The 26,223-nt window shown below is 52.7% G+C and carries 22 protein-coding genes; 8 read left to right on the forward strand and 14 right to left on the reverse strand.

From position 1 onward, the window contains the following. Positions 1 to 6: 6 nt before the first annotated feature. Genes dxs through dut form a run of 5 tightly spaced genes read right to left on the reverse strand, consistent with a single transcriptional unit; the run spans position 7 to position 6,363 of the window. Entirely contained in the window at positions 7 to 1,944 is a 1,938-nt protein-coding gene (gene dxs / locus OO731_RS03360; protein ID WP_264889649.1) for a 1-deoxy-D-xylulose-5-phosphate synthase, read from the reverse strand. Between the two features lie 35 nt (positions 1,945 to 1,979). Then, positions 1,980 to 4,658, reverse strand: a complete 2,679-nt coding sequence (acnA, locus tag OO731_RS03365; RefSeq protein WP_264889650.1) for an aconitate hydratase AcnA — start codon at positions 4,656 to 4,658, stop codon at positions 1,980 to 1,982. Positions 4,659 to 4,702: 44 nt separating this feature from the next. Further along, the gene (locus tag OO731_RS03370; RefSeq protein ID WP_264889651.1) at positions 4,703 to 5,362 is read right to left on the reverse strand and encodes a DUF3159 domain-containing protein; all 660 of its coding nucleotides are present in this window, start codon (positions 5,360 to 5,362) and stop codon (positions 4,703 to 4,705) included. Beyond that, positions 5,363 to 5,965 carry a DUF3710 domain-containing protein gene (locus OO731_RS03375; protein ID WP_264889652.1) on the reverse strand — a complete coding sequence of 201 codons (603 nt, stop codon included), beginning with the start codon at positions 5,963 to 5,965 and terminating at the stop codon, positions 5,363 to 5,365. It lies immediately after the preceding gene. Positions 5,966 to 5,967: 2 nt separating this feature from the next. Further along, entirely contained in the window at positions 5,968 to 6,363 is a 396-nt protein-coding gene (dut, locus tag OO731_RS03380; protein ID WP_264890662.1) for a dUTP diphosphatase, read from the reverse strand. Positions 6,364 to 6,430: 67 nt separating this feature from the next. Here dut and OO731_RS03385 point away from each other — a divergent pair, with 67 nt between their 5' ends. Next, complete coding sequence (locus OO731_RS03385; RefSeq protein ID WP_264889653.1) at positions 6,431 to 6,886, forward strand: DUF3093 domain-containing protein; 456 nt, start codon at positions 6,431 to 6,433, stop codon at positions 6,884 to 6,886. Between the two features lie 14 nt (positions 6,887 to 6,900). Here OO731_RS03385 and OO731_RS03390 read toward each other — a convergent pair whose 3' ends face one another. Next, entirely contained in the window at positions 6,901 to 7,185 is a 285-nt protein-coding gene (locus OO731_RS03390; RefSeq protein ID WP_138275402.1) for a DUF4193 domain-containing protein, read from the reverse strand. 175 nt (positions 7,186 to 7,360) lie between these two features. Between OO731_RS03390 and sepH the strand changes: the two genes are divergently transcribed. Continuing rightward, on the forward strand, positions 7,361 to 8,350 hold the full coding sequence (gene sepH / locus OO731_RS03395) for a septation protein SepH (protein ID WP_264889654.1): 990 nt from the start codon (positions 7,361 to 7,363) through the stop codon (positions 8,348 to 8,350). Here the strand turns inward: sepH and OO731_RS03400 are convergent. Next, positions 8,347 to 9,471 carry a nucleotide pyrophosphatase/phosphodiesterase family protein gene (locus OO731_RS03400; protein ID WP_264889655.1) on the reverse strand — a complete coding sequence of 375 codons (1,125 nt, stop codon included), beginning with the start codon at positions 9,469 to 9,471 and terminating at the stop codon, positions 8,347 to 8,349. The genes sepH and OO731_RS03400 overlap by 4 nt on opposite strands. A 38-nt stretch (positions 9,472 to 9,509) precedes the next feature. Here OO731_RS03400 and OO731_RS03405 point away from each other — a divergent pair, with 38 nt between their 5' ends. Further along, positions 9,510 to 11,927, forward strand: a complete 2,418-nt coding sequence (locus OO731_RS03405) for a DNA topoisomerase IV subunit A (protein ID WP_264889656.1) — start codon at positions 9,510 to 9,512, stop codon at positions 11,925 to 11,927. A 16-nt stretch (positions 11,928 to 11,943) separates the two neighbouring features. On the opposite strand, the gene OO731_RS03410 is transcribed toward OO731_RS03405, so the two are convergent. After that, on the reverse strand, positions 11,944 to 14,025 hold the full coding sequence (locus OO731_RS03410; protein WP_264889657.1) for a DNA topoisomerase IV subunit B: 2,082 nt from the start codon (positions 14,023 to 14,025) through the stop codon (positions 11,944 to 11,946). A gap of 139 nt (positions 14,026 to 14,164) precedes the next feature. Here OO731_RS03410 and OO731_RS03415 point away from each other — a divergent pair, with 139 nt between their 5' ends. Further along, entirely contained in the window at positions 14,165 to 14,386 is a 222-nt protein-coding gene (locus OO731_RS03415) for a hypothetical protein (RefSeq protein WP_264889658.1), read from the forward strand. On the opposite strand, the gene OO731_RS03420 is transcribed toward OO731_RS03415, so the two are convergent. The 4 genes from OO731_RS03420 to OO731_RS03435 all read right to left on the reverse strand — a co-directional run bounded on the left by OO731_RS03420 (position 14,372) and on the right by OO731_RS03435 (position 19,270). Further along, a complete protein-coding gene (locus OO731_RS03420) occupies positions 14,372 to 15,016 on the reverse strand; it encodes a hypothetical protein (RefSeq protein WP_264889659.1) in 645 nt (214 codons plus the stop codon). The two genes, OO731_RS03415 and OO731_RS03420, sit on opposite strands and share 15 nt — an antisense overlap. Continuing rightward, complete coding sequence (locus OO731_RS03425) at positions 15,013 to 16,281, reverse strand: MurT ligase domain-containing protein (protein ID WP_264889660.1); 1,269 nt, start codon at positions 16,279 to 16,281, stop codon at positions 15,013 to 15,015. The genes OO731_RS03420 and OO731_RS03425 overlap by 4 nt, the downstream gene beginning before the upstream one ends. Before the next feature lie 2 nt (positions 16,282 to 16,283). Beyond that, positions 16,284 to 17,837: an RNA polymerase sigma factor gene (locus tag OO731_RS03430; RefSeq protein WP_264889661.1), complete on the reverse strand. Its 1,554-nt coding sequence runs from the start codon at positions 17,835 to 17,837 to the stop codon at positions 16,284 to 16,286. A 182-nt stretch (positions 17,838 to 18,019) separates the two neighbouring features. Further along, positions 18,020 to 19,270: an MFS transporter gene (locus OO731_RS03435; protein ID WP_264889662.1), complete on the reverse strand. Its 1,251-nt coding sequence runs from the start codon at positions 19,268 to 19,270 to the stop codon at positions 18,020 to 18,022. A 67-nt stretch (positions 19,271 to 19,337) separates the two neighbouring features. On the opposite strand from OO731_RS03435, the gene OO731_RS03440 reads away from it, so the two are divergent. Beyond that, on the forward strand, positions 19,338 to 20,186 hold the full coding sequence (locus tag OO731_RS03440; RefSeq protein WP_264889663.1) for an SDR family NAD(P)-dependent oxidoreductase: 849 nt from the start codon (positions 19,338 to 19,340) through the stop codon (positions 20,184 to 20,186). 1 nt (position 20,187) lies between these two features. Here OO731_RS03440 and OO731_RS03445 read toward each other — a convergent pair whose 3' ends face one another. After that, positions 20,188 to 21,105, reverse strand: coding sequence for a PAC2 family protein (locus OO731_RS03445; protein WP_264889664.1), 918 nt, complete (start codon positions 21,103 to 21,105; stop codon positions 20,188 to 20,190). A gap of 39 nt (positions 21,106 to 21,144) precedes the next feature. On the opposite strand from OO731_RS03445, the gene OO731_RS03450 reads away from it, so the two are divergent. From OO731_RS03450 to sucB, 3 genes are read left to right on the forward strand one after another with little or no spacing between them, the layout of a single operon-like run. Beyond that, on the forward strand, positions 21,145 to 22,629 hold the full coding sequence (locus OO731_RS03450) for a leucyl aminopeptidase (protein ID WP_264889665.1): 1,485 nt from the start codon (positions 21,145 to 21,147) through the stop codon (positions 22,627 to 22,629). 48 nt (positions 22,630 to 22,677) lie between these two features. Further along, entirely contained in the window at positions 22,678 to 24,054 is a 1,377-nt protein-coding gene (gene lpdA / locus OO731_RS03455; RefSeq protein ID WP_264889666.1) for a dihydrolipoyl dehydrogenase, read from the forward strand. 29 nt (positions 24,055 to 24,083) lie between these two features. Beyond that, positions 24,084 to 25,472: a 2-oxoglutarate dehydrogenase, E2 component, dihydrolipoamide succinyltransferase gene (sucB, locus tag OO731_RS03460; protein WP_264889667.1), complete on the forward strand. Its 1,389-nt coding sequence runs from the start codon at positions 24,084 to 24,086 to the stop codon at positions 25,470 to 25,472. Between the two features lie 40 nt (positions 25,473 to 25,512). Here sucB and OO731_RS03465 read toward each other — a convergent pair whose 3' ends face one another. After that, positions 25,513 to 25,923 (reverse strand): hypothetical protein, encoded by a 411-nt coding sequence (locus OO731_RS03465; protein ID WP_264889668.1) that lies wholly within the window; start codon positions 25,921 to 25,923, stop codon positions 25,513 to 25,515. Positions 25,924 to 26,223: the final 300 nt, after the last annotated feature.

Consider the following 26,223-nt stretch of genomic DNA (forward strand, 5'->3'; position numbering starts at 1 on the left):
CAGAAACTAGTGGGAGTTCAGCTCAGCCGAACTGCTTGAACCATACTGGAGCGGTCTTGCGTGCGGAACCTTAGAGCCCACAACCTGGGCAACAATATCAATTGCAATGCTCTGTGCCGTCAAACCAACTCGTTCTAGGATTTCGTCGCGCGACGCGTGTTCAAGGAATTCATCCGGCAGACCGACCTCGTTTAGAGCTGTGTCTACCTGCGCTGCACGCAATGATTGTCTAATTCGCGTACCAACGCCACCAACCTTGATGCCATCTTCGATTGACACTACCAATCGGTGTTCGGCAGCCATTGAAACCACTGACTTTGCAACCGGAACCACCCACCGCGGGTCGATAACCGTAGCACCGATACCCTGGGCGGCGAGAAGCTCAGCCACCTTCAACGCCGTAGTTGCCATCGCCCCGACGCTTACGATCAAAACGTCCTTGCTTTGGGCCTCTGATAGTACGTCTACACCGTCTTCGGTTCGCCGCATTGCAGGTATCTCAGAGCCGACTGACCCCTTGGAGAAACGAACTACGGTCGGTCCATCGTCTACAGCTACCGCCTCGTTGAGTTCCTCTCGAAGACGTAGGCCGTCTCTTGGTGAAGCAATTCTTATGCCCGGCACAATCTGCAGAACTGACAGATCCCACATACCGTGGTGGCTTGCTCCATCGGGACCCGTTACACCAGAGCGGTCCAAGACAATTGTTACGCCTGCTTTGTGAAGAGCAACGTCCATTAGGACCTGGTCGAAGGCTCGGTTGATGAATGTCGCGTAAACGGCAACAACCGGGTGGAGACCACCGAAAGCCATACCCGCTGCAGAAGTTACCGCGTGCTGCTCAGCAATCCCAACATCGAATACTCGGCTTGGATATTTCTTCGCAAACTTATCGAGACCGACGGGAATCAGCATCGCGCCCGTGATTCCAACAACGCTTGGGTTTTGGTCGGCGATTGTCATAATCTCATCTGCAAAAACCGATGTCCAGGATGCGCCCGAAGACTTCTCCAGCGACTCCCCTGTTTCAGGGTCGATCTTCCCCACCGCGTGGAACTGGTCGTCGATGTTTAGTGCCGCAGGGTTGTACCCGCGCCCCTTTTCGGTTATCGCGTGCACTATCACTGGAGCCGCGTACTTCTTCGCCTGACTCAAAGCCTGTTCCATGGCAACAATATCGTGACCATCTACCGGGCCGATGTACTTTATGTCCAGGTTCGGAAACATACCCTTGGGTGCAAAAGTGCTTAGTAAGCCATTACCTGCGCCTCTGGCTGCTGAGTAAACCAGTCGGCCGATCAAACCAAATTTGTAGAACAGCTTCTTACTGAGTTTGTAAAGCCTTCGGTAGTTTGCATCAGTCCTGACACCGTTGAGGTATCTGGCAAGACCACCGATGGTTGGCGCGTATGAGCGGCCGTTGTCGTTGACAATAATGACCAGTTTTCGATCGTTGTCATCGGAGATATTGTTGAGTGCTTCCCATGCCATGCCGCCGGTCAAGGCCCCATCACCAATTACGGCAACGACATACCGATCCTCTTGCTTGGTAAGTTTGAATGCCTTGGCAATACCGTCAGCCCAAGAAAGCGATGATGAAGCGTGAGAGCTTTCAACGATGTCATGCTCTGACTCACTTCTCTGCGGGTATCCTGCGATTCCGTCTTTTTGGCGAAGTGAGCTCAGATCCTTGCGGCCGGTAAGTAATTTGTGAACGTAAGACTGATGACCCGTGTCAAAAATAACCGCATCACGTGGTGAATCAAAAACACGGTGGATTGCCACAGTTGTTTCGACTACGCCAAGATTTGGCCCAAGGTGACCACCCGTTGCTGAAACCGCCCCTACTAGGTAGGAGCGAATTTCATCACAAAGCTGCTTTAGCTCGGGTGCGCTAAGCGAATCAAGGTCTCGAGGTCCGGAAATCCGCTCTAACAAAGTCATAGGTATTAAAACTCAAGCTGCGCTTGAGTTATTCCTTAAGCAACCAGGCTACGAAGCACGTACTGGAGAATTCCTCCGTTGCGGTAGTAATCCGCTTCGCCAGGAGTGTCAATGCGTACCACAGCATCAAACTCAACGGTAGGTTTGCCCGCCGCCGAGTGAGATGACGGCTTAGCGACTACGCGAACTGTCTTTGGAGTAGTTCCGGCATTCAATTCTTCAATGCCGGTGATCTCAAACTCTTCAGTACCGTCAAGCCCTAGTGAATCAGCTGTTTGACCTGCAGGGAACTGGAGCGGCAATACACCCATACCGATCAGGTTGCTGCGGTGAATACGCTCAAAGCTTTCGGTAATAACCGCGCGGACACCCAACAGGCTTGTTCCCTTGGCAGCCCAGTCACGCGATGAACCGGATCCATATTCTTTGCCACCGAGAATTACTAGTGGGGTTCCCTGTGCCTGGTAGTTGCTCGAAGCGTCATAGATGAACGCCTGTGGCCCCTCTGCCTGAGTGAAGTCACGGGTGTAACCACCCTCGACGTCGGTAAGAAGCTGGTTGCGCAGGCGGATGTTCGCAAAAGTTCCACGAATCATTACCTCGTGGTTTCCCCGACGTGAGCCATAGCTGTTGAAATCAACGCGCGAGATACCGTGTTCGGTCAGGTACTTACCCGCCGGGGAGTCAACCTTGATTGAACCGGCAGGGCTGATGTGGTCGGTGGTAACCGAATCGCCAAGCTTGGCAAGAACCCGGGCGCCCTTGATGTCCTTCACAGCATCTGGAGTAATCTTCATTCCGTCAAAATAAGGCGGTTTGCGAACGTAGGTCGACTTGGCGTCCCACTCAAAAACATCGCCCTTTGGAGTCGGAAGAGACTTCCATCGGTCGTCGCCCTCGAATACGCCTGCATACTGAGTCTTGAACATGTCCGAGTTAATAGACTCGTCGATGGTCTTCTGCACTTCTTCGGCAGTTGGCCAGATGTCGCGCAGATAGACAGGCTGGCCGTCTAATCCCTCGCCCAGTGCGTCGGTCTCGAAGTCAAAGTCCATGGTTCCGGCAAGTGCATAGGCAATTACCAACGGTGGCGAAGCCAGGTAGTTCATCTTGACGTCTGGGCTAATTCGACCCTCGAAGTTGCGGTTTCCAGAGAGTACAGCAGTGACGGCAAGATCATTGTGGTTGATCGCCTCTGAAATCTCGTCAGAAAGTGGGCCTGAATTACCGATGCAGGTTGCACATCCATAACCGACTAGGTTGAAGCCGAGAGCATCAAGATCCTTGGTTAGGCCAGCTTTGTTGTAGTACTCAGTAACAACCTTTGATCCAGGTGCTAGCGAGGTCTTGACCCAAGGCTTAGCCGTTAGGCCCTTCTCAACTGCCTTGCGAGCAACCAGACCGGCTGCAAGCATCACTGATGGGTTAGAAGTGTTGGTACATGAAGTAATCGACGCAATTGCAACGTGACCGTTGTCCATTGCAAATGATTGACCCTTCACTGCTGTTGGCTTTGAGGCCTGGGCTGAATATGTTGGCAAGACAGACTCAAACGACTCCTTGGCCTTGCTCAGCACAATTCGGTCCTGTGGGCGCTTTGGACCCGCGATTGAAGGAACGACGGTGCTCAAGTCCAGCTCTAGGTACTCGCTGAAGCGAGGCTCGATGCTTGGGTCGTGCCAAAGCCCCTGAGCCTTTGCATACGCTTCGACGAGATCGATCTGCTCTTGCGGACGCCCAGTGACACGAAGGTAATCAAGGGTTACTTCATCGATTGGGAACATAGCGGCAGTTGAGCCGAACTCTGGGCTCATATTTCCGATGGTTGCACGGTTTGCTAGTGGAACTGAAGTTACGCCAGCACCGTAAAACTCTACGAACTTGCCGACCACACCGTGCTTACGCAGCATCTCGGTGATCGTTAGAACTACGTCGGTGGCGGTTACGCCAGTTGAAATCTGACCAGTCAACTTGAAGCCGACTACCTTCGGGATAAGCATGGAAACAGGCTGACCTAGCATTGCTGCCTCGGCCTCGATTCCACCAACACCCCAGCCTAGAACCCCAAGGCCGTTGACCATGGTGGTGTGTGAGTCGGTACCCACGCAGCTATCTGGGTACGCCTGAAGTTCACCATTTACTTCGCGCGCCATTACGGTACGGGCAAGGTATTCGATGTTCACCTGGTGCACAATGCCGGTGCCCGGTGGAACTACCTTGAAGTCGTCGAATGCGGTTTGACCCCAACGTAGGAACTGGTAGCGCTCCCCGTTGCGGTTGTATTCAAACTCAACGTTGCGCTCAAACGCGTCTGGCGAACCAGCAACGTCGATCTGAACTGAGTGGTCGATTACCAATTCAGCTGGTGCAAGAGGATTGATGCGCTTTGGGTCGCCTCCGAGTTCAGCAACTGCTTCACGCATGGTAGCCAAGTCAACAACACAAGGAACGCCAGTGAAGTCCTGCATGATTACGCGGGCTGGGGTGAACTGGATTTCTACATCTGGCTCGGCAGTTGGATCCCAGTTGACCAAAGCGTTGATGTGGTCGGCAGTAATGTTGGCGCCATCTTCGGTACGCAATAGGTTCTCTAGGAGAACCTTAAGGCTGTAAGGAAGGGTCTTCGCGTCGACTGAATTGAGCTTGAAGATGCGGTATTCCTGAGAACCAACCTTAAGAAGGTCAGCGGAACCAAAACTGTTGACTTTAGACATGTGTCTTCCTTACTATTTGCGCCATCGCTACAAGAAATTTACCACTATTGACGTGAACGAATTGTTTCGCGGGTGAGTAACCAAGTGGTCCATAACAAAAACGCGTAAAGTGGCACGCCCATTGCAACCCTAAAGAAGCCAAGGGCCGCAAGTTGATCGGTTAGATACAGGGGAACTTGGACGAGAAGTCTCGAGGCAAAAAGCCCTACCCAAAGCAAAGTCACCAGCTGGAATCGGCGTAACTTAGCCGGTTCGCGCCGCCAAGACATGTCGGTTTTTCCGGTCAATACCGAGATTAAGAGTCCGACGACTGGCCAGCGAATTAAGACTGAAACTAGAAGCACCGCAAAGTAAATGCTGTTGGAGATAAATCCTTGGACGAAGTAATCCGCGGGTTGACCACCCTCGCGTAGCGGTAGGTATGCAGAGATGGCGATTCCGATGGCACCCGCAATTGCCTGAGTCAGAGGCTTTTTTCGAATGATTTGGATTAGAAGTGAGACCGCAGAGAGTGAAGCTGCCGTGATTACCGCTAGCACTACATTGTTCGTTATTGACAGCAGAATTACAAAAACTGTAGCCGGGACAATGGCCTCGAAAACTCCGAACCAACCACCGAGTGCACCCAGAACGCCTTTTGAAGTCAGGGAGTAACCCTCGTCTGTTTTTGATACCCCTAGCTGGCTGGCTTGATGTTTCGGCACCTATAGGCTCCTCGGTGGCGCAACGGTTCCGCCGGGCATGTTCAGCGGCAAAAGGTCCTTTGGTGGCATTGGAATGTCGCCACGAGCCACGATTACCGACCGAAATAGGTCGTCAATGTCGGCTGCTGCCATCGGATCATTAATTGCGGCTCCGCCAACAACACCGCGTAAGAACCACTTTGGGCCGTCCACGCCGATAAAGCGGGCGATCCGAAAACCTGCTGCGTTTCCAGCCTCATCCATCAGCGGGATGCGGGCCAGAAGTTCAGGACCGAGAGAACCGATCCGCTCTTCGGCCTGACCACCCTGGGTGGTGATTGATTGCTGCATCGCAGATCTGATTTCGTGCCAAATTCCCTCTGATTTTGGCGCAGCGAATGCTTGCAGCTGGACCGAGGAGCCGTTCCACTCGAGGGTAACTGCGACAACGCGCTTTGAACCTTCCTCGACGTCCAAACGCATTTGTAGGCCTTCGCGCGGAGGAACTCGCATCGAGCCAAAGTCTAGATACGGACTTACGTCTGTGACCTCAGAAACGTCGAATGGGCCTGCGGAATGACGGTCCGCAGGGGCGGACTTACCGTTTGAATATGAAGCCGTCATGACTAGTTGACACCCGTCGATCCAAATCCAGCATCGCCACGGTGGCTCTCGGGCAGCGTCTCCACCCGGATGAAGTTGGCACGCTCCACCTTCTGGAACACCAGCTGAGCGATGCGGTCTCCGGCGGTGATTGAAAAGTCCTGCTCCCCAGTGTTGTAGAGATTTACTGCGATTTCCCCGCGATAACCGGCATCAACGGTGCCTGGCGTGTTCAGAACCGTAATTCCGTGCTTAGCGGCCAATCCTGACCGCGGGTGAACCAAGCACACGTAGCCATCCGGTAGGGCGATTGAAACACCGGTTGGAACCATTACTCGGCCTCGCGCTGGCACAACTGTGTCAATCCGGGACCTCAAATCGGCACCGGCGTCACCGGGCTGGGCATAGGCCGGGAGCATTTGATCGTCACAAACTATAAGTACAGGCAATTGATTGTTCACGGTTAGAGCGTAATCTAAAAGGGTGATGACTTCGCTAAAGACAAGCTCGGCTATTCGCTTCGAGGAGAGGGTTTACCCGAGCGTAGGTGCCTTCGGTGCATCACTGATGGTTTGGCCGACGATATGGCTAGCCTTGGCCCCACTCAACAGCACACTGGGGGCAGTGCTCGGACTTGTGCTGAACCTAGGCGTAGTAGCCCTGATGTACTTCGGTGCACCAAAGGTTGTAGTAACCGACGACGATATTTCGGTCGGTAAGGCGAGAATCCAGTTGTCGCTGGTTGCCGAACCGAAGAAAATTACTAAAGACGAGCGTCGTGCCGAGATTGGGCCTAAGCTAAATGCCCGCGCTTATCTCCAGTTGCAAGCAACTGTAAAAGAAATGGTGCGTGTCCAGGTTCTAGATGATTCGGATCCGACACCGTACTGGATTTTTTCAACCCGAAACGCTGACGAAATCTGCAGACTCATCAAGGGTTAGGTAGTAGGTACTTGCTACTCACACTCAACGCAGATTTGGCCAAACTTACCTTTACGCGCAGAAAGTAGTGAGTGGTGCTTCACGATGAAGCACTCACTGCAGGTAAATTCGTCATCCTGCGGTGGCAGCACAACAACGTCGAGGTCCTCGGAGACTACATCCGGAATTGAAAAGCCTTCACCGTGTTCTTCGTCAACATCGACGACACCGGAAAGCTTGTCTGGAATACGCTCCTTGATTGCCTCGATTGACTCGTTATCGTCATCGTTCTTTCTAGGTGCGTCGTAATCGGTTGCCATCTGGCTTGCCTCTCGTTTGCATATCTAAGCGTGCATAGTGTGCAACAGAAAACCGCAGATAGCAAACCTGCAACGCCGAAAACGCAAAACGTGTCATATCTAAATTTCGGCACACCATTTCGAATCTCGGTGAAACACCAACTGTGGTGCCAGACTTTGAGTTGGAGGCATTTCAATGGACGACATTAGATTTATCGAGGCCGAGGGCGATTTCTTAGTTCTCGAGTCCACCGATGGCCAGCGCTTTCGATTGCTAGCCGATGACCAAATCAGGTCAGCCCTTAGACGCGAGGCTGCGCCCAAGTTGGACGCCGTGAAAATGACCCCTCGTGAAATTCAGGATGCTGTCCGAGACGGCGAGGACATCGCCAGCCTGGTTGAGCGTTCCGGCGCAACTTTCGATTTCGTTGAGAAGTTTGCGGCACCGGTAATCGCTGAATTAGCGCACATTATTGATTCGGCACTGACTGTGAGACTAGGCATCGTCGTTGATCGTGATCACACGACTGTTGAGTTTGGCGAAATGATATCGGCAAGGATTCACAATCTGGGTGCGGCCACCATTAACTGGAAAGCAAAGCGCAGTGACCTTGGGATTTGGCACTTGGCAGCTGAGTATGAACTTCCAAACGGCTCCTCCACCGCAGTCTGGTCGTTTGATCCGAAGCGGCTAGCGCTTTCGCCAGAGAACGAAAATGCAATCAATTTGACGAATAACGAAGCTCAAAAGAGTTCGTCGGCACCGGCCGCATTCGCAAATCCGATTCTTAAGATTGTCGACCAGCCGACCAGCGAAGTCACTGAAGTTTTAACTGCCACACCAGTCGAGAATGTTGCGAGCCTTCCAGCAGTTGAATCTCGGGCGTCCGCAGCAGATGTCGTTCCGGAACTAGCAGCTGGCAAGACCAAGCGTCCTGCAATGCCTGCACCAGCAGAGCCTTTGAGTGCTACCGCCGACCTGCTCGAGGCTCTTCGCAGAAAGCGGACCGAGCGGACCGAAACTCAAGAGACAGCGGCGATTCAAGAGCCAGCTGTCATGGAAGTGGCTGACGAATCGGCGGAAACTCAATCAATTTCTGAAGGAGAGGCTGCCCCGGTGAAAAAGGGTCGTGCCAGTATGCCTAGTTGGGATGAAATTGTTTTTGGAACCAAGACCGACGACTAGAGGTATTGGCCAAATCTGAGCAGTGGCACAGCAGTCTCTTCGGGGCTTAGTCCACCGTGCTGCCCAATCATCTTTAGGCTCTTTGGTTTTGCGAACCCACGATGGTAAACCGCGGACTTCGCACCGGCCAACAAAAATAAGTCCGGTAACCGGCTTTGAAATTCGGGTAGGGCCTCCCCATACCAACCAGCTTCTATAACCTGTTCTTTTGTCAGGACGGTGGCCCGCGAATCAAGCGATTTTTGCAAGGCATCTCTAACTGAATTCAGGTCTGTATCGGGTTCAAAGTAAAGAAAGTTGACCCGCGGATCGCCGCCAACGAACTTCAATCCGCTTAGGTCTTGATCGAACTCATCCAAGTAAATGTGCTTCGACTCATCGACGTCGATGATTCCATGATCCGCTGTTAGCAGCACTCCCGAGCGATTTCCCACCCGAGAAACAAACGCATTCATTAGGCCATCGAGTTCTTCAAGTTTTTGTCGCCAACGGTCAGAATCGGCGCCGTACGCGTGCGCCAATTGATCCAGCTCGGGAACATATACGTAAACCAGATTTCCCTGCGATGAGCTCAATAACTTATAGGCTTCGGCAAATCGGTCTTCGATCGACTTGGCCGCAATAAAGGTCGCGTCGGGCATAGTCGCCTTGGTGAAGCTGGATGTGGCGTACTCCCCCGGACCAATGGAATAGCTCTTAACCTCGGCTAATTTGGCCTGGGTTGACACTGTATCGTGCCTCTGCCAGCTGCTGACAGCTTTGGAGTCCATCCCTGTCAGAAGATTTACTGACGCTGAGTCCCGGTTGTCCCAAATTTGGTAGCCGACGATACCGTGCTGGCCGGGTAGAACTCCGGTGGCAAAACTTGTAATAGCCGCTGCTGTAGTGCTCGGGAAAACTGTCGATAGTTTGGAACCGGTTGCCCGTGACAAAAATTTGGCATAGCCGCTGTTTTCATGGAGATTGTGGTGACCCAGCCCATCGACCAAAATTACGCATGAGTTTTTTACTCGACGCAGTCCTAGCCGATTGTTTACACCAGTTATTGAACCAAGTGCCGAAACAAAAACGTCTGACAGCCTCCCGAAGGATTTAGGAAGGGAAGGTAGCATCGAAGGCATCACCCCAGTCTGCCATAACCGATTTGAGTAATGAATTAATGACCCTGGAACACCTGCCTGAGGAACGCATTGTTGACATTGATTTGTCGCAAGAAATGCAAGATTCTTTTCTCGAGTACTCCTACTCGGTCATCTATGCGCGAGCACTTCCTGACGCCCGTGATGGCCTGAAGCCGGTTCACCGAAGAATCATCTTCCAGATGGGCGAGATGGGTCTCAGGCCAGATCGCGGTCACGTGAAATCTGCTCGCGTTGTCGGCGAGGTTATGGGCAAACTCCACCCGCACGGTGACAGCGCTATCTACGACGCCCTGGTGCGTATGGCGCAACCATTTTCGCTTCGCGTTCCGATGATTGATGGGCACGGAAACTTTGGAAGCCTAGATGACGGGCCTGCTGCTGCCAGGTATACAGAAGCCAGGCTGTCTACCGCATCACTACTGATGAACGAAGGCCTCGACGAGGACGTAGTTGACTTCAAACCAAACTACGATGCACAACTCACTGAACCCGACGTGTTGCCTGCGGCCTTCCCAAATCTCTTGGTTAACGGCGCCTCGGGAATTGCTGTTGGTATGGCAACCAATATGCCGCCCCACAATTTGCGCGAGGTTATTGCTGGCGCGCGGTTCTTGCTTGAAACTCCGCAGGCAACCACTGAAGACCTGATGCAGTATGTTCCTGGCCCTGATCTTCCGAATGGTGGAATCATCATGGGTCTCGAAGGCGTGAAAGATGCATACGAGACTGGACGTGGGGTTTTCAAAACCCGTGCCCGAGTTTCGATTGAGAGTGTGTCCCCTCGAAAAATGGGCATCGTGGTTACCGAGTTGCCATATCTAGTCGGCCCAGAAAAGGTAATCGAGAAGATCAAGGATGGCGTTAACGCCAAGAAACTGCAGGGCATTGCAGATGTAACCGATCTAACCGACAGAACTAATGGCCTAAAGCTCGTTATCGAGTTGAAGACCGGTTTTGACCCTCAAGTTGTTCTCGATCTTCTATACCGATTCACCCCGATGGAAGACTCCTTCGGTATCAACAACGTTGCTTTGGTTGACGGCAGACCACAGACCTTGGGGCTGCGGGACATGTTGGGCGTTTATTTAGCGCACCGCATAACAGTAACCAGGCGCAGAACCAAGAATCGCCTAGGTAAGAGACAAGCCCGTCTGCACCTGCTTGAAGGTCTCCTTGTCGCAATTGACTCCATCGACGAGGTCATTGCAATAATTAGGAACAGCGACGAAGTTGATGAAGCCCGGCAGGCACTTCGCACCCGATTTGCTCTCTCGGAAATCCAGGCCGAGTACATTCTCGAACTGCGCCTTCGTCGCTTGACTAAGTTTTCCAAGATTGAACTCGAAACCGAGCGGGCGAATCTGTTAGACGAAATTGCTCGTCTGGAATCGATTCTGGCTTCAGACCAGAACCTCCGAGCTGTGGTTTCTGCAGAGTTAGCAGAGATCGCCGATAAGTACGGCGATGAGCGTCGAACGACTTTGATCAGCGATGTAACCGAAGTCAAGCCAATTTCACTGGCCAAAGCTGCGTCCGTGAGCGCCGAGCTGGCCGACGCGCCTTGCACGATTGTGGTCAGTTCCTCCGGTCGTGTTGCTCGCGTCGAAGGACACGAAGTGTCGCTTCCGAGCGGTAAGCGCCAGAGCCACGATGCCATCCGAACCCTGATTAGTACATCAACACGCTCTGACATCGGATTCCTAACGAGTGATGGTCTGGTACATCGAATTCACGTTGGTGATGTGCCTAACATTTCAGACGCAAGTTTGATGGGAAGTGCAGTTCAAGCTGATAGCTTCCTTGGCCTAACCAAGGGCGTTCGATTCGTATCAGTGTTTGGACTTGAAGATGGCATCTCCATCGCACTAGGCACCAAGCAGGGAGTCGTAAAACGCGTTCTCTCGGATTACCCCGCCAAGGACGAGTTTGAAATGATCTCTCTAAAACCAGGCGATGAGGTAATCGGTGCTGCGGTGTGTTCGGACGGCGCAACCCTTGTTTTTGTGACCAGCGATGCCCAACTGCTGCATTTCAGTGCTTCCGTGGTTAGACCTCAAGGGCGTCCGGCCGGCGGAATGGCAGGTATCAACCTTTCGCCGGATTCCGCTGTGATTGATTTTGAGGTTATCGACGAAGTTGAAAATGCTTCAGTAATTACTGCTGCGAATAGCTCACTGGCCATACCGGGCACTGATGCGGGAAGCATAAAGATGTCTTCGTTTAGCGAGTTCCCTGGAAAGGGTCGAGCCACCGGTGGCGTGCGGGCGCAGCGATTCATCCGCGGTGAGGATCAGTTGTACTTCGCTGCGGTGGTCTCGGGCGAACCAAAGGCGCTAACTCCTGACGGAAAACCTCTTGCTCTGAATCTGGATCTTGCCAAGCGTGACGCTTCGGGAAACCCGCTTCCGGCCGTTGTTGGTTCGATAGGAATCTAGAGCGAAAGGGTCTTTTCTAGGCGTCGATTCGTTCTCGTTCGAAGCCATCGGCTGAGTCGATGATGAAATCACGTCTAGGGGCAACATCGTTACCCATGAGGAGCTCAAACATGGCCTCCGCCGCGGCAGCGTCTTCAACGCGAACACGCCTCAAGGTTCGTCTAGAGCGATCCATCGTGGTTTCGGCCAGCTGGTCCGCATCCATCTCGCCAAGTCCCTTGTAGCGCTGGATGGGCTCCTTGTATTTTTTGCCCGCCTTGGCTAATTTGCCGAGTAGTTCCTCAAGCTCAGCTTGTGAATACGTGTAAATAACCTCGTTGGCCTTTGAACCGGCATTGATTACCTCCACCCGGTGCAGCGGCGGAACGGCAGCAAACACACGCCCAGCTTCAACCAGAGGCCTCATGTAGCGGAAAAACAATGTGAGCAGCAAGGTTCGAATGTGCGCGCCATCGACGTCAGCATCGCTCATTAGGATTACCTTGCCGTAACGTGCCACATCTAAGTCAAAGCTTCGCCCAGAGCCGGCCCCGAGCACTTGGATGATCGAGGCGCATTCGGTGTTAGACAACATGTCAGAAACCGAGGCCTTCTGGACGTTGAGAATTTTTCCTCGAATTGGAAGTAGCGCTTGGAACTCGCTGTCACGAGCTAGCTTCGCGGTTCCCAGAGCTGAGTCACCCTCAACAATAAATAGTTCAGAACCAGCAGTCTCTTGAGTCCTGCAATCTACCAACTTGGTTGGAAGGGAACTGCTCTCCAGAGCGTTCTTTCTGCGCTGCGTCTCTTTGTGTGTGCGAGCTGAAATGCGGGACTTCATCTCGGCAACTACCTTTTCGAGCAAAAGGGCCGCTTGCGACTTGTCGTCACGCTTTGGACTGTTGAATTTCTCAAGCAAAGCCCTAGAGACAACATTCGCAACAATGTTTTTCACGGCCGGGGTGCCAAGAATCTCCTTGGTTTGGCCCTCAAACTGAGGTTCAGCAAGGCGGACCGTGACCACTGCAGTTAGACCGGCAAGTGCGTCTTCTTTTTCAACTTTGTCGTTGCCAGCCTTCAATTTTCTTGCGTTGGCTTCAACCTGAGACCGCAGGACCTTGAGCACAGACTGTTCAAATCCGGCGATGTGCGTGCCGCCTTTAGGCGTCGCGATTATGTTGACGAAGCTCTTTACGTCTGTGTCGTACCCGGTCCCCCATCGGACGGCTATGTCTACGTCACACTTTCTGGAGACTTCGCGAGAAACCATGTTTCCGGACTCATCAAGCACCGGCACAGTTTCGTTGAAATCTCCCGAACCAGAGAGCTTCCAGGTGGCGGTTAGAGCTGCATCCTTGGCTAAATACTCAACGAATTCGGCAATTCCACCGTCGTACTTGAAATCGTGCTTTGCAATCTCCTGGCCTCGGCGGTCCTCAATGCCAATGGCAAGCCCCGGCACCAAAAAGGCGGTTTGCCGGGCACGACTGAAAAGTTCATCGGACGCAAACACTGCATCTTTGATAAAGATCTGCGGGTCAGCCCAGTAGCGCACTCGCGTACCAGAGACACCCTTTGCTACTTTGCCAACCTCGCGCAAAACCGAAGCATCCTCGAATGGTTTGAATGGGTTTGACGGTGAAATACCGGTGGCGTCGTCAAATACTCCCGGCTCACCGCGACGGAAGGACATGGCGTAAGTCTTTCCGTCTCGATCAACCTGTACATCCAGACGCTGGGACAAGGCATTAACTACCGAAGCACCAACGCCATGAAGACCACCCGACGCAGCATAGCTACCAGAGCCGAACTTTCCGCCTGCGTGGAGCTTGGTAAAGACCACCTCAACACCTGAGAGCCCGGTTTTAGGCTCAATGTCGACCGGTATACCTCTCGCCCGGTCAGAAACCTCTACAGAGTTGTCGGCGTGAAGAACGATGTCAATTTGGTTACCATGCCCAGCCAGTGCCTCATCTACAGAGTTGTCGATAATCTCCCAAAGGCAGTGCATGAGGCCGCGGCTATCGGTCGAACCGATGTACATTCCAGGACGCTTGCGGACGGCATCCAAACCTTCTAGAACCGATAGGTGGCGGGCTGAATAGTCTGAATTAGGCACTAGTCGATGTTAACTCTTGCCAGACGCAGACTCGGGCACAGACACGAACCACAATGGACTTCGCAGTTAGCGAACTTAGGCCATCGATGCGCCAGTTTGGGTCAAGTTTGTGTTCCAATTGAGAGAGGAAAGGTGCATTATGCAAACTGAAGCAACGACTGAAACTGCCGAGACCACCGAGAGCTACCAACTTACTGCGTTGGACCGCTGCGATGAGTGTGGCGCTCAGGCTTATATTCGCGTCGAATTAGCCTCGGGTGACCTGCTATTTTGCTCGCACCACGGTAACGAAAAGAAGCCAGCACTTGAGCCTGTGGCTGTTGCTTGGCACGACGAGAGCAAAAAACTACTCGCTCGCTAGTTCGGATTCCAGCTTCCATATTTCTGAGACGTAGCCATCGATTGCGGTGGCTACGTTTTTATTTAAGTTGCCTGGCAGAACAGAACCACTTCGATCGAGAATCATTTCGAGAATCAGTGAAAGTAACTTCGGATTCTTAGCCAAGACCGGGCCATGTAGCTTTGTGCCAATAACGTTTCCGTGGCGAGAGATGACTGGCAAATCGTTGTCACTATTCACGTAGCCGAGAACCTCAAAACCCTCGAACGGCTCAACCCAAAACTTGGAAACTCGTTCGGTAGCAACAAAGCTGGTCTGAATGTGCCCAAGAAGCTGCCCATGTCTGTCGCTTCCCAGGTGTAGAACCTCGAAACCGGAGTTAACGGCTAGAGTCGGCACTCCGGAATTCAATACCTCAACCAACTCGGCACCACGGTGGGAACCAATTAGATTAATCTCACTCCAAGCGGCCTTGGAGCCATGGCCAACGAGCAAGAAGTCCAAATCCTTGGGAATTGCATCGGTCAAGGTCACAGAAACAACTTCGCAGGGAACACCTCTCCAAGCCAATTCCTTGGCCAGGACTAGGCTGTTGGCAGCATCACCATTCAGGTCTAGGTGGCCAGGATACAAAACGCCAAGTCGAATCATCGAGATACTGCCTCCGGGTCGGTGAAACCAAGAATTCGTCGAGTTCGACGCATGGCGTCAGCAGAGAAAATTACCGTGCGACGAGAGTGTGTCGGTGCGGGAAGCGCAAAAAAGGTATCTAGGGCAACCTGCAAATCATCAGTTACGACTCCCACAGGGATCTCCGAATACGCTAACCGAAGCGCCATTTCGTATGCGTTGTAACCAGAGACCACATCGGCATGTGACAGGGCGTCCATGTTCACGGTCCAGAGCCAAGACGGATCATGCACATCTCGCCCGATCATCACCATGATCCGCTCTGGGTTGGTGGTCAGGTTGTCAAGGTTTAGTTGGAAACTCATCGGGTTCTGAACAAGGATGAACTCAACTTCTTCACCGTTGACCACCGCGATCTCACCACGCGCAAACACCGGAGGCATAGTGGTGATGGTGTTGGAGGCCAATTCAAGGTCGAAATCTGCTCCGAGGTATGACTCTGCGCTCTGCAAGGCTGCAATTGCATCAAGGGCAAAGTGCAAGCCACGATTTGGTAGCTCGACCTCAGCAGCTGCCCCACTCAAAACTACACTGGCACGAAGACCGTCAACGCTCATAACCTCGGCGCTTGGAATTGGTCTTTCTATCTCTGCTTCATAGGTGGGTGCTGTACCCAGCCCGTGTTTTGCATCCGACAAGAGTGATCCTGTGATGCCGAACCATTTGGTGCCTGGATGCTGAACATCTCGGTTGATGATGAGAGTGTTTTGGTCGTCAGCGTTGAGTAAGACTGTGTCTTTTGCACGACGCGCGACCTGGGCCAACTTGTCGCGAACCACGGCTGGGTCGACAAATCGATCGAGTTGATCCTCGAGGACATTAAGAATCGTGACCTGTTTCGGTCGAATTAGGCGCGTGATCTCCTCGGCATGACCCTCATCCATTTCGAGAATCGCAACGTCACCCTTTATGCGACCAAAGATATCCGATTGCTCGATGATCGATGAAAAGAACCCTTGCGCGATGTTGGCTGTGGACGGATTCGTAAACACAGTCTTGCCATGAGCACGAGCGATTCCAACAAGCATCTTTGTAGTCGTGGATTTACCGGCAGACCCCGTGACCACAATCAGTCCATCCGAGAACTTCGAGAGAGTTGCTGCCAAAAGGCCCGGCGCAACCTTACTTACGACAAGACCAGGAAGGGCCGAACCGCCGCCAGGACGAACCAGTCTCACAAGGACACGAACAAACCGCCCTAGGAGAATGGCCGGCAAGAAACGCATGCTTAGTTTTCTAGGTAGTCGCGAAGCATCTGTGAGCGCGATGGGTGGCGCAACTTAGACATTGTCTTCGACTCGATCTGACGAATACGCTCACGGGTTACCCCGAATTCCTCGCCGATCTGATCAAGTGTCTTTTGAACGCCGTCACCAAGACCGAAGCGACTTCTGATCACGCCTGCTTCACGCGGGTGTAGTGAATCAAGAATTCGCTCTAGCTCACGCTGAAGCATTGTGAAACCAACCGCATCTGCTGGCACAACCGCTTCGGTATCCTCGATGAGGTCACCGAACTCGCTGTCGCCGTCTTCACCCAATGGAGTCGAGAGCGAAATTGGCTCGCGCCCATACTTCTGAACCTCAACGACTTTCTCAGGAGTCATATCAAGTTCTCTAGCTAGCTCTTCAGGAGTCGGTTCGCGACCGAGATCCTGAAGCAACTGACGCTGGACTCGAGCAAGCTTGTTGATTACCTCAACCATGTGAACTGGAATTCGGATGGTTCGCGCCTGGTCGGCCATCGCTCGCGTAATCGCTTGGCGAATCCACCAGGTTGCATAGGTCGAAAACTTGTAGCCCTTGGTGTAGTCAAACTTCTCAACCGCACGGATAAGGCCGAGGTTACCCTCTTGAATTAGATCTAGGAACTGCATACCGCGGCCGGTGTAGCGCTTAGCTAGGCTAACCACCAGGCGCAGGTTTGCCTCTAGAAGGTGGCTCTTAGCTCGCTGACCGTCCTTGACAACCCACTTGAGGTCGCGCTCTTCTTCTCGCGTTAGACCGGTCGCCAAAGCCAATTTCTCTTCGGCAAAAAGGCCAGCTTCGATTCGCTTAGCAAGCTCAACTTCAAGCTCTGCGTTAAGAAGGGCTACCTTTCCAATTTGCTTTAGGTAGTCCTTTACCGGGTCGGCTGTCGCACCGGTGATGGTTGTGGTCTGAACCGGAATGTCATCTTCTTCACGATTCGAAAGAACCAAAGCGCCCTCAGGAACAACGATTTTTTCGGTTTCTTCGTGCTCGTCATCGTGGTGTTCATCATCAACCGCTGCGATGTCGACTGCTGAAGCTGCCTCAGCGACAATCTCTTCGACTGACTCAAGGTCATCGATCTCTTCTTCTTCGGCGTCATCGCCGAGACCCTTAGGTGCCTTTGCTGCTTTTGGAGTCTTGGCCTTCGGTGCAGCCTTTGCTTTCGGCGCGGCTTTCTTTACCTTTGTCTCAGATTCGACAACTGCGTCAAGATCAATAACCTCGACGACTGCTTCAACCTTTGCTTTGGCTGTGGTCTTACCTGCTGCCTTAGGCTTCGCAGGAGCCTTGGCGGCAGCCGGGGCATCGGTAACTGCCGACACGGCCTTCTTTGGCTTGACTGCAGCAGCTGGCTTTGCTGCCTCAGTTGAAGCCTTTGGTTGGGCCTTGGTCTTTACTGGAGTGCTAATGGTCTCAGGTTCCTTACTGATTGTTGCTGTGTCCCCCGACGACTTTTCATTTGGGTGCAAAAGGCTAGCTAGAAACCCCCGTTTTTTGCCCGGCACAGAATCATTAGATTGCTTAGCCACTTCTACCTCTCGACATCCCCCGCCTCACGAGCGGGATCGCACGCACCGTTTCGGGCATTACTAAGACCCATGTCAAATCCGCAAATGCGACAGACTGGGTCTAAACGACAATTATGACACGAATCCAGACAAATCCACTAATTTGAACTGCGTTTCAAGCTCGTCGAATTCTAGAACACCTTTTAGACCGCGGTTATTCCTGTCCTTAGGAGTCGATGAAGGCTTTTTCTTTCAACTAGGTACATCGTTAGACCGACGGCAACGACTAGAAATTGAACACTCATAGCCCACCTGAATCCCAGTGCTGTGTAGAGACCTACGTCGAGACCAGCAGAATTTTGAGCCTGTTGCACGGCATCCAAAATAAGACCCGCGACAAACATGGCCATAAATGTGGCCAGAAAACCACCGATGTTCACCAGCCCGTTAGTTGCTCCGAGCGAGGACTTTTTGACAAATGTCCGGGTGTAGTCGAAGGCAATCATGGAAAAAGGTGCGCTAGACGAAAGCACAACAACTAGAAGAGTCAGCGTAAGAATCGAAACTCTTTCCGGACCAAAGATTGTTAGCGACCAAGCGAGGACTATCGATAGCGAAACCACCACAACTGCCCTATCGCGCATCGCAGGGTATTTGGAACACACGGTGCTTACTAATGGGCCAACCACGAAACCCATAATCACGAACGACCCAATGATGAGCGAGGCCAATTCTTTCGATAGCCCCTGACCATTTACTAAAAATGGGTATCCCCAAAGCAAGATAAAGACTGATGTTGCCGACTGGAGTGTGAAGTGCGTCCAAAATGCCATTCGAACCCCCGGATGGCGGCTATTTAAGAGGAGTGTACTGAAGACACTTTTTAGTGACTTCACCTTGTGATGCAGAACATCGGGCTCACGATCATCCCGTACCACCACAAGGCTCACAACTACAAGCAATAGGGTAACGATACTGAGCGTTGAAAACGCAATGGACCAACCTTGTAGATGGAGTAGAGCCGCAAACGGGATTGCCGAAACTGCCTGCCCCAACTGCCCAATGTTGGTAAGAAGCTGTTGTCGGCGCGAGGCTTTGGCTCCCGAGTACCAACCATTAATGAGCCGAATCATGGAGATGAAAATAAACGCATCCCCCATACCTAAAAGCATTCGACCTACCACTGCAGGTGAGATTTCGACACTGACGGCCACCAAAATCTGACCAACGCTCATTAGTACTGAGCCAAGCACCAACAAGATGCGTGCCCCATAGCGATCAAGAAGGAGGCCAACCGGAACCTGCATCGCAGCATAGACGGCCAACTGGGCAACAGCCAGGGTTGACAATTGTGCTGCTGAAACCGCAAACCTTTCGGAGGCCTCAAGCGTTGCCACACCCAGGCTGCTTCGATTAGTCACTGCAAGGAGGTAGGCAAAGGCCCCGGCAGCCATCACCCAGGAACCTCGCGAATTTCTCACTCTGCCATCATTACAGGACTTGAAGTCCTACGCTGACTAGATGAGCAAAAAACTGGCAATCGTCACCGGAGGCACTGCGGGAATCGGCTTAGAAACTGCAATTGCCTTGGCAAAATCAGGGTTTGACCTTGTCATAACAGGCCGCTCAAAATTCAAGGCCGAATCGGCGTTGGAGAAGCTTTCCGTAGCTGCCAGCAACGCCAAGGTTGAGTGGGTTGAGCTGGACCTATCAGACCTGGATTCCGTGCGATTTTTCAGCCGCTGGCTGGGTAGCAGAAAATGGGACCTGCTGGTGAATAACGCTGGGGCAAAGGTTGAACGCCCCTTCAAAACCACGAAGCAGGGATTCGAATGGCACATCGGTGTAAACCACATAGCCCACCTCTTTTTGTCGCAGGTCTTGGTAAATAGAGGAAGAGACGGCGCACGAATCGTTTTTGTTTCCTCCATCGTTGCGCGACGAAGCTCAGGGATGCTTCTGAATAACTACGAGTCGCAGTCCCCCGGTGTTGCCTATCGCGACTCCAAACTCGCGAATCTGGTCACCGCTATCAATCTGGGAAAAGCCCTAGCTGAAAACGACCTAGACATCACAGTGACCATGGCCCACCCGGGCTTTACCAGGGCATCAGCCTACGGCACAAAGCTGATTAGAGCGGCAGAGGTTGTATTGGCTCAACCGGCTTCTACGGGAGCCAAGCCGGTCATATCAGCGTGCTTCTCCGAAGCCAATACCTACTGGGGACCAAAGTATTTCGAACTTTGGGGACCTCCGACTCGGGTGAATCTACCCGAATCAGTAGTTTCTGCTATCGACAAGGGTGAGATTTGGTCCGACTCTCTTGGAGAGATTCGACGGTACCTAGCCGGTGAAATAAGACCTGATTAGCTCAATCCTCGTCGGCTGAGTTTTTTCGACGATTTGCCAGGTAGCTCTCAAGTTCTTCGGCGATTTCTTCTGCAGAAGGAATGCGTGATTCAGGCCTGACCATTGGTGCTCGAATTGGGCCACTTGATTCAGAGCCGTAACCCGCCTCGAGAGCCGAAATCATCTTGGCCAGATCCTCATTTTTCTCTACCTGTTCGTTGATCTTCCCAAGAACTACATCACCTAACTCTCGCAAGCTGTCAGTAGGGAAAACGAGACCGGTGGCAGCGGATACTTGCTCGAATGCCTTGACGGCGGCTTGAGGATAATCGGTGTCTGAAAGGTAGTGAGGAACAAGCATCACGAGCCCAGCAATGGGTAAGTCAATCGCCGAGAGTTTGAACTCGATCAAATGTAGAACGTTGCCTGGAACCTGGGTTTGAGGCTTCCACTCTGAAACCGAGGCAATGATGTCGGCTCGATTACCTGAGACCGTTACCCCCACAGGTTTGGTGTGTGGAACTGGGAAAGGAATGGCATTCACCCACGTGAAATCCTTCACCGCAAGATCTTCCACTATTTCCTGAACTGCAACGGTGAAGTTCTCCCAGCGAAAATCGGGCTCGTAGCCGTGCAGGTAGAGAAACGGCTGATTTGCTTCGTCATGAACTAGATACAGCCCCAGGGTTGCAGGCTCGTAGTCGGCGATGTGATCGCGCTCGAAGTACATGACTGGTCTTCTTGAACGGTAGTCGAGTAAATCATCGTTATTAAATCGCAGCACAAGTTCGTGCGACAGCGACGAAAATATGTGATCCGACATCTGAGTTAGTACATGCCCGGCATCAGTGAAGCCGCTGAATCCGGCCAACAGACTGAGCCCCTTAGGAATGCTCGCAGGATCTACGGCGTAGGTGTAAAGGTCTTGTTGCTGAGTCATGACGACAATCCTAACTTTCGGCCGATTAACATGGTCATTATGAATAACTTCAAGGTCCAAGTCACCGCCAAAATTCCTACGGCCAAGCAGGGTTCGGTGATTATCTGCGGAGTCTCTAAGACTCCTAATGAGCTGTCCTTGGTTTCAGCAGATTTGGACCTAGACGCACTTACCGGCCAAAAGCTTGAACTTTTGGGTGTGAAGGCAAACCTCGAATCGCTCGCACTTATACCCGGCCCCTCAGGTTCAGTACTTGGGTTGGTCGGTCTAGACGCTGACCTGGCACCAGAAGACAAACTTCGCCAGCTTGGAGGCGTAATTGCTCGCGGCTGCAAGGAATTTTCGGAAGTAGTAGTTGCACTCCCAGACTTGGATGGGAACGCAGCATTGAATCTGATTGAGGGTTTTTCACTCGGCTTGTATGAGTACACACCTTATAAGTCGAATGCAGCTAAGACTTTGGTGAAGAAGCTCACTGTGGTGTCATCAGCCAAGGTAACTGCAGCGGCACTTACTGAGATCCAATTGGTCTGCCAAGCCGTCCACGTTGCGCGCGACCTGGTGAACCAGCCGGCCAATGACTTGTATCCAGCATCTTTTGAGGCACATGCCAAAAAATCCATAAAAGGCCTGCCTCTATCCATTGAAACCTGGGATGAGAAGGCCTTGGTTAAGGCTGGCTTTGGGGGAATCGCTGCAGTAGGTGCTGGATCCTCGAGACCTCCACGCCTTCTAAAAATTACCTTCGCACCCAGGGGCGCAAAAAAGCATCTTGCTCTGGTTGGAAAGGGAATCACCTTCGACACTGGTGGCTTGAGTCTGAAACCTGCTGAGTCAATGGTTGGAATGAAGTACGACATGACCGGAGCAGCTACCGTTTTGCAGTCGGTAATTGCGGCTGCGCAGTTGGGCGTAAAGACCAGAGTGACGGGCTGGATTTGCCTAGCCGAAAACATGCCATCGGGTACAGCAACCCGACCAAACGACGTGATCAAGGCTCGCAATGGAAAGACCATTGAGGTTCTCAACACAGATGCAGAAGGACGCCTAGTCCTGGCTGATGGCCTCTCGGCCGCCAGCGAGGAACATCCTGACCTCATCGTTGACATCGCTACCCTCACCGGAGCAGCGACCATTGCACTCGGAAATCGCACGGCCGGCCTGATGGGCGATGACGATGCTGTTGAGCTAGTAAAGGGTGCAGCGTCAGAGACGGCCGAACCAGTTTGGCACATGCCCCTGCCACAGGAACTACGCCCGCTACTAAATTCTGACATCGCTGACATAGCTAATGTGAAGATCGGCAACCGTGCTGGCGGGATGCTTATCGGCGGGCTATTTCTTCGTGAGTTTGTTGGCTTCGAGAAAAAGAATCCGTCCAAACGAATTTCATGGGCACACCTCGACATTGCCGGACCATCAGACAACTCATCTGGCCCCTACGGCTTCACACCAAAGGGTGCCACCGGAACAATGGTCCGAACCATGGTCGTTTTGATAAAGCAACTTGCCTCAAAGGTTTAGTCGCGAAACATAGTAAAGTTTGAGGGTATTCGCGAGATGGAGATATAAGTGGCCGACCACAACTTTGACGTTGTAATCCTTGGTGGAGGAAGTGGTGGCTATGCAGCCGCCCTACGATCAGCTCAATTGGGTAAAACCGTTGCTCTGGTAGAGAAAGACAAACTAGGCGGAACTTGCCTTCACCGTGGTTGCATCCCAACCAAAGCACTGCTTCACTCTGCAGAAATTGCCGACAATGTCAAAGAAGCAGCTCACTTCGGTGTTCAGGCTACCTTCGGCTCAATTGACATGCCAGCCGTCAACAACTACCGAAACTCAATTGTTGACCGCCTCTTCAAAGGCCTTACTGGCTTGGTCGGATCAAAGAACATCACCGTTGTCTCAGGAGAAGGCCGCCTAGTGGGCCCAAAGACTATCCAGGTCAACGGCGATAACTACACCGGCGAGAACATTGTTCTCGCATCAGGCTCATACAGTCGAACCCTTCCAGGCCTAGAAATCGGCGGCCGTGTAATCACTTCAGAGCACGCGCTCCAGTTGAACTTTGTCCCAAACAAGGTCGTCGTACTCGGCGGCGGCGTGATCGGTGTTGAATTCGCTTCTATCTGGAAGTCTTTCGGAGCCGAAGTCACAATTATTGAGGGCCTACCTTCACTGGTGCCGAATGAAGACGCATCAGTTAGCAAGGCTTTGGAGCGCGCATTCCGCAAGCGCGGCATTGACTTTAAGACTGGTGTTCGGTTCTCTGGCGTTGACCAGAACGAGCACGGCGTGATCGTTCGCTTGGAGTCTGGCGAAGCAATTGAGGCAGAACTATTGCTTGTTGCTGTTGGGCGTGGCCCAAATACTGCTGGTCTCGGATACGAAGAGCAGGGCGTGCAGATGGACAGAGGATTTGTCCTCACCAACGAGCGTCTGCAGACCAACATTCCAGGCGTTTACGCAGCAGGCGACATTGTTCCTGGTCTTCAGCTGGCTCACCGAGGATTCCAGCAGGGTATTTTCATCGCAGAAGAGATTGCAGGGCTCAAGCCAGCAGTCATCGATGAAAACGGTATTCCAAAGGTCACCTACTGTGAGCCTGAGATTGCCTCTGTCGGATTGAGTGAGGCAAAAGCTGCCGAAACTTACGGTGCCGAAAACATCTCAACTTACGAATACAACCTTGGTGGCAACGGCAAGAGCCAGATCCTTGGCACCGCTGGCTTCATCAAGCTAGTTCGTCGCAACAACGGTCCGATTATCGGTGTTCACATGATTGGATCACGTGTCGGCGAGCAGATCGGCGAAGCACAACTTATTGTGAACTGGGAGGCATATCCTGAGGATGTCGCAACCTTGGTACACGCCCACCCAACCATGAATGAAGCAATCGGAGAGGCTCACCTAGCCATCGCCGGCAAGCCACTTCACGCCCACGCATAAAGAATATTTCCCACAAGGAGCAGCATTAAATGAGTGAATCAGTAGTACTTCCAGCGCTGGGTGAAAGCGTAACCGAGGGTACTGTTACCCGTTGGCTAAAGAAGGTCGGTGACAGCGTTGCCGTAGACGAACCTCTAGTAGAGGTCTCCACCGACAAAGTTGATACCGAGATTCCTTCGCCAGTCGCCGGTGTTATTGAGCAGATTTTGGTTCAAGAAGACGAAACCGTTCAGGTTGGTGCGGTCCTAGTAGTAATTGGAGACGGCTCAGGTTCTGCCGCTGCTCCAGTTGCAGACGCGCCAGCGGCAGCTCCGGTTGAAGCTGAGCCAGTCGTGGCCCCTGTTGTTGCAGCGCCTGTTGCTCCACCGGTTGCACCAGTTGTTGCTGCTCCAGTCGCACCAATTGTTCCTCCAGTTGTCGCAGCTCCTGTGGTTGCTCCAGTAGCACCCGTTGCTCCGGTAGCACCAGTTGTTCCGGCTCCAGCTATGACCACTCCATCCGTTGCTTCAGACGCTGGCTACGTGACTCCTCTGGTTCGCAAGCTGGCTAATGAGACCGGTATTGACTTGACCCAAATCGCTGGCACTGGCGTTGGTGGTCGTATCCGCAAGGATGACGTTCTTGCCGCTCAGTCAGCGCCTGCACAGTCTGTTCAAGCTGCTCCGTCTGCGCCACTTCACATCCGTGCCGAGGCGTCTCCGCTTCGTGGAACCACTGCTCCTATGTCTCGCCTACGCAAGGTTCTTGCCGAACGAGCTGTTGCGTCTATGGTCTCTACGGCACAGCTGACCACCGTTGTTGAGGTAGACGTCACCAAGATCGCTTTGCTCCGCCAGCGTGTGCAGGCCGACTTCGTTGCCAAATCTGGTGGCAAATTGAACTTCATGCCATTCTTTGCACTTGCCGCGGCCGAGGCCCTTCGTGTTCACCCGAAGCTAAACGCGACCATCGATGGCGACAACATCGTTTACCACGGTACCGAGAACATCTCATTTGCGGTTGACACTGAGAAGGGACTGCTCACACCGGTTATCCGTGATGCAGCGAGCCTGAACATCATGCAGACCGCCCAGCAGATCGCCGATCTAGCCGGGCGTACACGCGCCAACCAGCTGAAGCCTGATGAGCTCGGCGGTGGAACATTCACACTGACCAACACCGGTTCACGAGGCGCACTCTTCGACACTCCAGTTGTGTTCCTACCTCAGGTAGCGATTCTCGGAACCGGCGTAGTCACCAAGCGCCCTGTAGTTGTAACCGATTCAAATGGTCAGGACGCCATCGCAATTCGCAGCATGGTTTACCTAGCGTTGTCTTACGACCACCGTCTGGTCGATGGCGCTGACGCCAGCCGCTTCTTGGTTGATGTCAAGACCCGCCTAGAAGAGGCAAACTTTGAGGGCTTGCTGGGCCTATAGCGGCTAGTTTGGTCCTCAGGATTGCCCGGTAGATCTGCTGCTACCGGGCAATCTTTTTTAACTGCCAGGTAGAGCCACTCTTTACTAGGGTTGCCTTCAAAATCCAGGGGCCCTCCGCACAGTCAACCTCAACCACAAGCAGGCGCAATCCGCCGAGATCTACTCGGCTAACTTCTTTGAATCCAGAGCCCTCTCTCAGGAACGTCCCGACGGACTTTAAATCCTCACTTGAAGTGTGGCAAAGCCCCAGCGAAGACGTTGGGTCAGGCTTGGAATGAGCACTCACGACCGGCATCGGGTGGATTTGTTGCTCGCTCTGGATTTCCACAGGGAATGACGCGATTACCAGAAGAGCTGAAACCAGCAACAAGGGCAGTGCCAGAAACAAGCTCCAGCCACGCAAGTACTTGCCGGGTGACAAAGTGCGGACCTCACCTGGTTCGCTCGACATGAGCCAGATGCGACCGGACCGACATCGCAGTATGTCAACAAGGTTTTCATCCTGGTGCAAATTGACAGCCCATGGAGTCAGCACCGAGCGACGTAACATTACTCCCCCATTCGGACCGGTGTACTTGAAACCCCGTGAGTATCGGCGCAAGGATTTCTTGGGAATACCCCGGATGTTTGGCTTAGGTGAGAGGTGAACCATGCACTCATCATGCTCGCAGTCTCATTCCGTCTGGGCGCATGCAGCAAAACTGTTGAGAATTAGGGAACATACTCGGCGGGAGGCGAGTTTAGACTTAAC

The sequence above is a fragment of the Rhodoluna sp. KAS3 genome (genome assembly GCF_026000575.1).
Lineage (GTDB): Bacteria > Actinomycetota > Actinomycetes > Actinomycetales > Microbacteriaceae > Rhodoluna.

Coding starts and splice junctions, on each gene's coding strand:
- OO731_RS03375 (WP_264889652.1), bottom strand. CDS start 5,965: ATGACGGCTTCATATTCAAACGGTAAGTCCGCCCCTGCGGACCGTCAT.
- OO731_RS03385 (WP_264889653.1), top strand. CDS start 6,431: ATGACTTCGCTAAAGACAAGCTCGGCTATTCGCTTCGAGGAGAGGGTT.
- OO731_RS03440 (WP_264889663.1), top strand. CDS start 19,338: ATGAGCAAAAAACTGGCAATCGTCACCGGAGGCACTGCGGGAATCGGC.
- OO731_RS03400 (WP_264889655.1), bottom strand. CDS start 9,471: ATGCCTTCGATGCTACCTTCCCTTCCTAAATCCTTCGGGAGGCTGTCA.
- acnA (WP_264889650.1), bottom strand. CDS start 4,658: ATGTCTAAAGTCAACAGTTTTGGTTCCGCTGACCTTCTTAAGGTTGGT.
- OO731_RS03435 (WP_264889662.1), bottom strand. CDS start 19,270: ATGGCTGCCGGGGCCTTTGCCTACCTCCTTGCAGTGACTAATCGAAGC.
- OO731_RS03425 (WP_264889660.1), bottom strand. CDS start 16,281: ATGCGTTTCTTGCCGGCCATTCTCCTAGGGCGGTTTGTTCGTGTCCTT.
- dxs (WP_264889649.1), bottom strand. CDS start 1,944: ATGACTTTGTTAGAGCGGATTTCCGGACCTCGAGACCTTGATTCGCTT.
- OO731_RS03420 (WP_264889659.1), bottom strand. CDS start 15,016: ATGATTCGACTTGGCGTTTTGTATCCTGGCCACCTAGACCTGAATGGT.
- OO731_RS03390 (WP_138275402.1), bottom strand. CDS start 7,185: ATGGCAACCGATTACGACGCACCTAGAAAGAACGATGACGATAACGAG.
- sucB (WP_264889667.1), top strand. CDS start 24,084: ATGAGTGAATCAGTAGTACTTCCAGCGCTGGGTGAAAGCGTAACCGAG.
- dut (WP_264890662.1), bottom strand. CDS start 6,363: ATGCTCCCGGCCTATGCCCAGCCCGGTGACGCCGGTGCCGATTTGAGG.
- sepH (WP_264889654.1), top strand. CDS start 7,361: ATGGACGACATTAGATTTATCGAGGCCGAGGGCGATTTCTTAGTTCTC.
- OO731_RS03405 (WP_264889656.1), top strand. CDS start 9,510: ATGACCCTGGAACACCTGCCTGAGGAACGCATTGTTGACATTGATTTG.
- OO731_RS03415 (WP_264889658.1), top strand. CDS start 14,165: ATGCAAACTGAAGCAACGACTGAAACTGCCGAGACCACCGAGAGCTAC.
- OO731_RS03445 (WP_264889664.1), bottom strand. CDS start 21,105: ATGACTCAGCAACAAGACCTTTACACCTACGCCGTAGATCCTGCGAGC.
- OO731_RS03450 (WP_264889665.1), top strand. CDS start 21,145: ATGAATAACTTCAAGGTCCAAGTCACCGCCAAAATTCCTACGGCCAAG.
- OO731_RS03465 (WP_264889668.1), bottom strand. CDS start 25,923: ATGTCGAGCGAACCAGGTGAGGTCCGCACTTTGTCACCCGGCAAGTAC.